This is a genomic window from Zooshikella ganghwensis DSM 15267 (assembly GCF_000428585.1).
Taxonomy (GTDB): domain Bacteria; phylum Pseudomonadota; class Gammaproteobacteria; order Pseudomonadales; family Zooshikellaceae; genus Zooshikella; species Zooshikella ganghwensis.
In genome coordinates this window covers 22,272-28,980 of sequence record NZ_AUAF01000055.1, presented here as the reverse complement: position 1 = coordinate 28,980, position 6,709 = coordinate 22,272, and the positions used below count along the sequence as shown (strand labels likewise).

Sequence of the window (6,709 nt, the reverse complement as noted above, 5' to 3'; positions counted from 1 at the left end):
TTGAAGCTAGTCTATTTACCGCCTTATTCACCTGAACTGAATTTAATTGAACGGGTTTGGAAGTATTTTAAAAAACAAGTGCTCTACAACAAATACTACAAAACCGTTTGTGAATTTAGAAAAGCAGCGATTGATTTTTTTAGCAAAATCGATCAGCACGCCTATGCGTTAAAGTCACTACTCGGTGGTGGTTTCGAGAATATTTGCACCTAAAACTCAAACGCTTTAGGTATATAATCGTTAAGTTCGGATTCTTGAGAGAGAAAAATGACATCGCTAGTAATCAAGTCAAGATGTCTTAAAACAGTAGCATTACCTGTTCTGGCAATTTCTTGACCAGTTAGTGCTAGTCGATTGTAAATACGCTCAGCTTCAAGCTCATAACCCAAATAAGCTATTGCAGAAACTATAATTGCTACCGGTAAAAAAAAGATAGCCAGATTTTTTGCAAAAAAATGAACTAAAGGTTTCATCATAAATAGGTACTTGCAAGATATCCTTTTCACACAAAAGTATAGTTATGTTTTATTTAAAATGGCTTCAACTTTATTAAGATATTATCAGTGAAGCCTTTTCTTTGGGGGATTCTAGATTAAGTTAAACTTAAGTGACCTAACAGTGATAGTTTATATAATTATTAGTATTCCACTGCTAATCAATTTTCGGAAATATTTCTCCTGAAGTATGATGCATCACTCGAGTTAGCAGTATTTTTTAACTGATAGGCTAATAAAAAAACCTCAAGTAGTGTAGCTAAACATACAATACTGGCAAACCAAGCAGGTGTTGCATTGAAGTATATTATAGTAAGGGCTGTTACAATTAATACTAAGTTGGCGACAACTGCCGAACGTCCAATAGCAACAGTTGAAGTTTGTACCATATGTAAACCCTGATAATAGTTTTGTAAGGACATTAAGATGGGTAGTAAGCTGCTGGCCAATAAGATACCCTGAATACCATTGATTAGTCTGTCCTGGCTATCAACATAATAGTTCAAGAGTGAATAACCCCAAGAAGTTGTGGCAAGAACGAATAGTATTAAACTAAAACAGCATCCTATGCTTATGGAAAATATATAAAGCGAGGCTTTTTTAATTTGACCTGCGTTACGGATAACAAGTTGTTGCAACATTCTTACTGCATTGCTAATGCTAATGGTTAACGCCCAACCTGCAGCCCAAATGGCGACATTTAAGGTGCCAGTCGTTGCGATAAATAGTGGTAATAATAAGCGTGCTCCCCATAGTGAAATCGTAGACTGTGCTAGTGGCCAATAATAGTGGCTCATTGTAATTAAGTTATCAGGTAAGGTTGTTGTGCAACTTTTTTCTTCTTTTAGTGTAATTTTATTGACTTGATTTCGTATAAACAACAGTTCCCCCATGGCGCCAGCTAATAAAGCGGTACCAGCTACCCATGTACCTTGGTCAGTAAAAGCTGCCATCGCAAGAGCTGTGACTGTTAATAAGAAACAGCGGAGTAACGAGCCTTTGGCGATAATGTCAGTAAGTCCTACACGAATAATCTGTCCTTGCCAATATCGTCTTAGACTGATAATTAATGGCCAGGGACACAATAATACAATAAGCAATGAGGTTGACTGCCAAAGAACCGCATCAATTTGAAAAAGAGTAGGGAGGACTGGAATGTAACCAATGATAATCATTCCTATCATAAGACTAATACTGAGGATCAGCGTAAAATTCAATAAAAGGTTGCGAGCTCTTGTCTGATAAGCCATGGCATTGGCTGTAGGTAAAATAGGAATAATTGGACTCTCAAAAAATACAGCAATACTTTTGCCTAATGCAAAGGCTGCAAGATAATGAGTACTATCAGTTAAACTAGCTAATACAAATATAATAATGGGATCACCTAGTGCCATCACTATATCGCTGGTAGCCATAGGTATAAATTGTTTAAATAAATAGCGGGGTGAACCATGAACCTTGCTCATAAACAACTCCTTGTTGCTCCCTTCCAGCTGTGTGATTTAAATGAAGGGAGCAAGTATCTCAAGAGGAATCATGCCTTGTTAGGAGGGTGTCGAAAAAGCGCAGTAGTTTTGCGACAATCTCTTAGGACACGGTAGCAGAGATTTTCTTTACTCTAAGTGGTAGTACTCCTGTATGGCCCTGGCAGGCAAATACTGGTGATTACGTTTTTTAGATGATAAATAAATAGGTTGCAATTGTTGGCAAATGGCAGCATGAAGTTCGTGCAACTCTAGGAGGGGGAGGTGATTGCTTTCCAACCAATTAACGTTGAAGACAGTATCTAAATAACGGTCCCCTCGGTCTGGATTAATAAGTACGATAGATACATCACGTGACTGCTGGTGTAGATAAGCCAGACCCGCGCTGATAATAGCCCCTGTTGATGCGCCCAGTAACAAACCTTCCTGGCGTGCTAAGTGGTGGCACATTGAAAAAGCAATATGATCTGTAACGTTATAGCCATAGTCTAAGTGATCATAATTGAATTCAGGAGGAACAAATGATAGCCCCAGACCTGTCATTTTATACGCGTGACGTGGTTGTCCTAATACCCCTGAGCCAGCGACATCAACACAAATAATATCGGTATGTGGGGAGTATTCACGAAAGTGGCGGGCTATGCCTGCTAACTGACCAGCAGTGCTGACACCTAAGACAACAGCATCAGGCATTGGATTAAATGCCGCGGTAATTTCCTGAGCCGTGTATACTCGATGTGCCGTAGGATTGTTAGGGTTAAGATGCTGACAAGGATAAAAAGCGTTACTTATTTTTTCTGATAGGTCTTTGGCTTTAGCCATACGTGCTTTTTGCATCGAACCTGCAGCATCAGCTTTACTTAAAGGTACTTCCACCAGCTGGGCACCATAAGCTTTAAGCATTTTTAGAACCGGTGGTGGTGTTTTAGCATCAATAACAATGATGACTTTATAGCCTTTTGCGGCCCCAATACTGGCCAGCGCTAAACCAAAATTTCCAGAGCTTGACTCAATAATGGTACCTCCGGGCTGCAATAAACCTTGTTGTTCTGCGTGATTAATTAGATAGGCTGCATTTTTGTCTTTGATACTACCGGAAGGATTACATGATTCAAGCTTGATAAAAACGTGATGTTTTTTACAGAGTGGGTGAATTCGATGAAGTTGTACAAATGGCACATGACCTATGGCCTGATCAATAGATTTTGCGATGAAAGCGCGAGTTTCGGTTGTAAAGCGGTTAGATGCTATAGATAACATATTATTCCCTTTAATATTATCTTGTACCCTTGGTGCAGAGCTTTTTAAAATATACCCTGTACAAATAATGAGTAGAGGGTGTTGTAATCATAAGAGAATTATTTATTATTCATCGCTCTTTTGTTAAAAATGGAGTCATTTGTTCTGCAGGTTTAAAAAGAAAACATGTTGATTTTTTAGGTAATAAAGTGCCTTTTAATGCTGCATTGTACATTGATGAAACACTGGGCGTTTTTATTTTTACCTGAAGCCGGCTTGTTTGATAAGTGCTTTTCTTATAGAGTGAGCTTATTTGACTATCTGCTTCTATTAAGTTCTCACTCATAATCGTCTCAAATCCATTAAACTTCTCCATCACGTTTAAAATATGTGCATATCGAAGACATGAATTATCGTGGTGTCTGCTGTTACCTTGGTCGTTTATTTTAAAACTCGTTTGAAGATCATTAAATAGTATATGGTAGTCTCCTTGTGAGTAGGGGCAGGAAGTGATACCTGATTTTTTTAAATGCTGATGGAATGCCAGCCAGCAAAAGTTTTTATTTATACGAGCAATTAGGTCGAAACTTTCAACTTTAGCTTGAGTGGTGTGAGTAATAAAAACAGGAAGCGGTAGTGATAGACCTTGGTGATGTAATAATCTTTTCTGTGCAGCTAAACGGTGATGTCCATCTGCAATCATAAAGTGTTCAATAGTATTAAGACATAACATGAGCTGCCTAGCATACTGAATATTATTAACTTTAATAAAAGAATGTGTTAATCCGTTGATTGACGCGGAATAGGTAGGAGGATACTGCTCAAACCACGTTGACAGATATTGAAACGGAAAATGTTTGCTCTGTGTAACAAGAAAACACGGAGATTTAATAGGTTTATAGGTCATAGCCTGGACAAGTTCACTTACATGGTATTCATCGACTTTTTCATGTGGGAAAACGCTAGGATTAACATGAGTAGTTGATAGATTATAGTAGCAGCTAATTCCAATGCTTTTATGATAACTTTTTTTGAACTGACCAGAAATCTGATAAATAAGTAGATGTGGCAGGTAAAAGCTATTCCGGTAAGCAGTTTTAGGTGTATGGGTATTAGGTTTGATATTTAGGTGAAAAGACATGATGTGCCCTTACAGATAGCTTGTGTTAATATTTGGTTTGTATATGTGTTTTTTCAAACAAAATGGGCTTTCCCACGCAAAAACAGCATGGAAAAAAGTGTTTTTTTAAGAGCATTGCTAAACGCTTTTATACACTTTGCGCATTAAATTGATTCGTGAAGGGTTTACACGACTTATCTTTTTAAATTGCCAAAGCGTTTAAGCATGGAAGCGAATAGGAGGGCGAAATGGTGAAGTGTAATAGCCAGTTATTATGAATAGAAGTTGAGGTACACTGTATAGGTTTATATTACATGCAGTGATAATATCTTTATATTTTGTTAAAGGAGAACAGTTTCCATAACATCCGTGGCAATCATCGCCACTTGTTTCATGTTTATTAATGATATGGTCAATTTGAGAGTGCGTACTATGAATATGGCTTTCTGTTAAATTAAGCTGCAAGCTATTATTAAAAAAGCTAGTATCCATTATATCGCTGTTGCTTGCCGTACTCTGGAGAGCAAGTAGCACGAGGGAAATTAACAACAATTGAATTGCAAATTTCATAGCAACGCCTGTAATCCATTACACATGATTGCTTTTTACAATAAAAATCACTTGCATACTCTTATTTGAGTATACATTCACTATCCATAGTAAACCACTAAAAACAATTTTGCTATACCTTTTAGTTGTAAATTTAAATAAAGAGTAGATTTTATCGTTTTAAAAAACGATAAAAGAGTGTATTTCAGTGTGTGGATATGACGCACAGACTTTGGGCAAGAAGGCTTAAAAAAGGTTTTAAAAGCTACCTTATATGCGGTTGCCCTGAATATTAAAAGAACGAAGAAAAGTAACATTTATTTTTTAGGCAGCGTTTGAATTACATTACAAATTAGCTCTCCATCGGATATCTTGGCTGTTACTTGGTCGCCAGGAATAACCTCTTGTGTTGTACGTATAACTTGCGAACCCTTCTTAATGATGGCATAGCCTCGCTCAAGTGTTGCAAGTGGGCTAAGGGTCTGAAGGCGTTGTACAAGGTTAACTAATTGTTGTTGATAGTGAGGTAATAAGTGTTGAACTGTTTTAGTTAGGCTTTGTTGCTGGTGTGTTAAACGTTGTTGTAATAAACGGATATGTTGCTGAGGGGAGTGCTGAAGAATTTTAGCCTGTTGGGTGTGTAACTGGTTTTGTTTTTGGAGAAAGTGATGTCGTATGACTTGTCGAAGGCGTAACTCTAAATCATCCAATCGTTGCTGTTGATCTTGTATTCGCTGTCCAGGATGGCGCAAGCGTTTTTGAAGCCACTTTAAACGTTCTTGATGGCGGTGGAGTTGTGTTGAAATAATATCGTGAAATAGTTGTTGATAGCCTTGGAAATTCGCCATTAACTCTGCCTGGTCCAAGCTTAATAATTCTGCTGCTGCAGATGGCGTCGGTGCTCGTAAATCAGCGACCAGATCAGCTATTGTTATATCGATTTCATGACCAACGGCACTTATTACAGGGAGCTTACTATCATGAATAGCATAGGCGAGTTGTGCATCATTAAATGCCCATAGATCTTCCAGAGAACCTCCACCACGTGTAACAAGAACTGCTTGCCAGTCACCAATACCACTGTTGGCAAGTTTTAGCGCATGAATTAATTGTGCAGGTGCTTCTTTACCTTGTACAGCACTGGGAATAATGGTGACTTTAAGGGCTGGAAAACGGCGTTTAAAGACAGTGAGCACATCACGAATGGCGGCACCTGTGGGAGAAGTGATAATAGCAATATGGCGTAACCCTGCAGGAATAGCTCGTTTGCTTTCTGTCGCGAATAAGCCAGCTGCAGCCAGCTTTAATTTGAGCTGTTCAAATGCTTGTCTTAAGGCTCCATCTCCGGATGCTTCCATAAAGTCAACAACTAACTGGTAATCACCGCGCCCTTCGTAAAGACCTACCTTGCCTCGAACTAATACTTGTGCGCCGTCTTCAGGAATAAAGCCCAGTAACCGGTTTCGGCCACGAAACATAGCGCAACGAATCTGTGCCTGGCTATCTTTAAGGGTGAAATACCAGTGACCAGAGCTAGGAATGGCCAGGTTGGAAATTTCACCTTCAACCCAGACTTGGGCAAAACTGACCTCAAGTAAGCGCCTGACCCTTTGGTTAAGTGCCGAAACAGATAAAATATCCCGTGTTTCAGTCTCTTGGGTTGCAGCTATACTCAAAACGGCAGTTCCTTATTTTAAATTACATCTTTAAATTATTGTTAGGCTTGATGATTTTATAGCAGACCACAATAAAAATCATGGTGAATCCTCGTTTTATGTTGTGAGGTTTTATAGCTAACGTTATAATAAATGAATTTTATCTTC

The 6,709-nt window shown here is 38.5% G+C and carries 7 protein-coding genes; 1 reads left to right on the top strand and 6 read right to left on the bottom strand.

Features of this window, described 5'->3' with window-relative positions; translation table 11 throughout:
- A partial coding sequence (locus F607_RS36040; protein WP_211233641.1) for a transposase occupies positions 1–213 on the top strand: 213 nt, incomplete at its 5' end.
- Here F607_RS36040 and F607_RS0113280 read toward each other — a convergent pair.
- The 6 genes from F607_RS0113280 to xseA all read right to left on the bottom strand — a co-directional run bounded on the left by F607_RS0113280 (position 210) and on the right by xseA (position 6,562).
- Complete coding sequence (locus tag F607_RS0113280) at positions 210–476, bottom strand: hypothetical protein (RefSeq protein ID WP_157365468.1); 267 nt, start codon at positions 474–476, stop codon at positions 210–212. The genes F607_RS36040 and F607_RS0113280 overlap by 4 nt on opposite strands.
- A gap of 179 nt (positions 477–655) precedes the next feature.
- A complete protein-coding gene (locus F607_RS0113275) occupies positions 656–1,960 on the bottom strand; it encodes a hypothetical protein (RefSeq protein WP_027708477.1) in 1,305 nt (434 codons plus the stop codon).
- Positions 1,961–2,107: 147 nt separating this feature from the next.
- On the bottom strand, positions 2,108–3,238 hold the full coding sequence (locus tag F607_RS29645) for a PLP-dependent cysteine synthase family protein (RefSeq protein WP_051311460.1): 1,131 nt from the start codon (positions 3,236–3,238) through the stop codon (positions 2,108–2,110).
- A gap of 109 nt (positions 3,239–3,347) precedes the next feature.
- Positions 3,348–4,358 (bottom strand): DUF1015 family protein, encoded by a 1,011-nt coding sequence (locus F607_RS0113265; RefSeq protein WP_027708476.1) that lies wholly within the window; start codon positions 4,356–4,358, stop codon positions 3,348–3,350.
- Between the two features lie 198 nt (positions 4,359–4,556).
- A complete protein-coding gene (locus F607_RS29640) occupies positions 4,557–4,907 on the bottom strand; it encodes a hypothetical protein (RefSeq protein ID WP_027708475.1) in 351 nt (116 codons plus the stop codon).
- Between the two features lie 296 nt (positions 4,908–5,203).
- Positions 5,204–6,562, bottom strand: coding sequence for an exodeoxyribonuclease VII large subunit (xseA, locus tag F607_RS29635; RefSeq protein ID WP_038291289.1), 1,359 nt, complete (start codon positions 6,560–6,562; stop codon positions 5,204–5,206).
- Between the last annotated feature and the right edge of the window lie 147 nt (positions 6,563–6,709).

Excerpts from the sequence above, each read along its gene's own strand:
- F607_RS0113280 (WP_157365468.1), bottom strand. The coding sequence starts at position 476 with ATGATGAAACCTTTAGTTCATTTTTTTGCAAAAAATCTGGCTATCTTT.
- F607_RS0113275 (WP_027708477.1), bottom strand. The coding sequence starts at position 1,960 with ATGAGCAAGGTTCATGGTTCACCCCGCTATTTATTTAAACAATTTATA.
- F607_RS29645 (WP_051311460.1), bottom strand. The coding sequence starts at position 3,238 with ATGTTATCTATAGCATCTAACCGCTTTACAACCGAAACTCGCGCTTTC.
- F607_RS0113265 (WP_027708476.1), bottom strand. The coding sequence starts at position 4,358 with ATGTCTTTTCACCTAAATATCAAACCTAATACCCATACACCTAAAACT.
- F607_RS29640 (WP_027708475.1), bottom strand. The coding sequence starts at position 4,907 with ATGAAATTTGCAATTCAATTGTTGTTAATTTCCCTCGTGCTACTTGCT.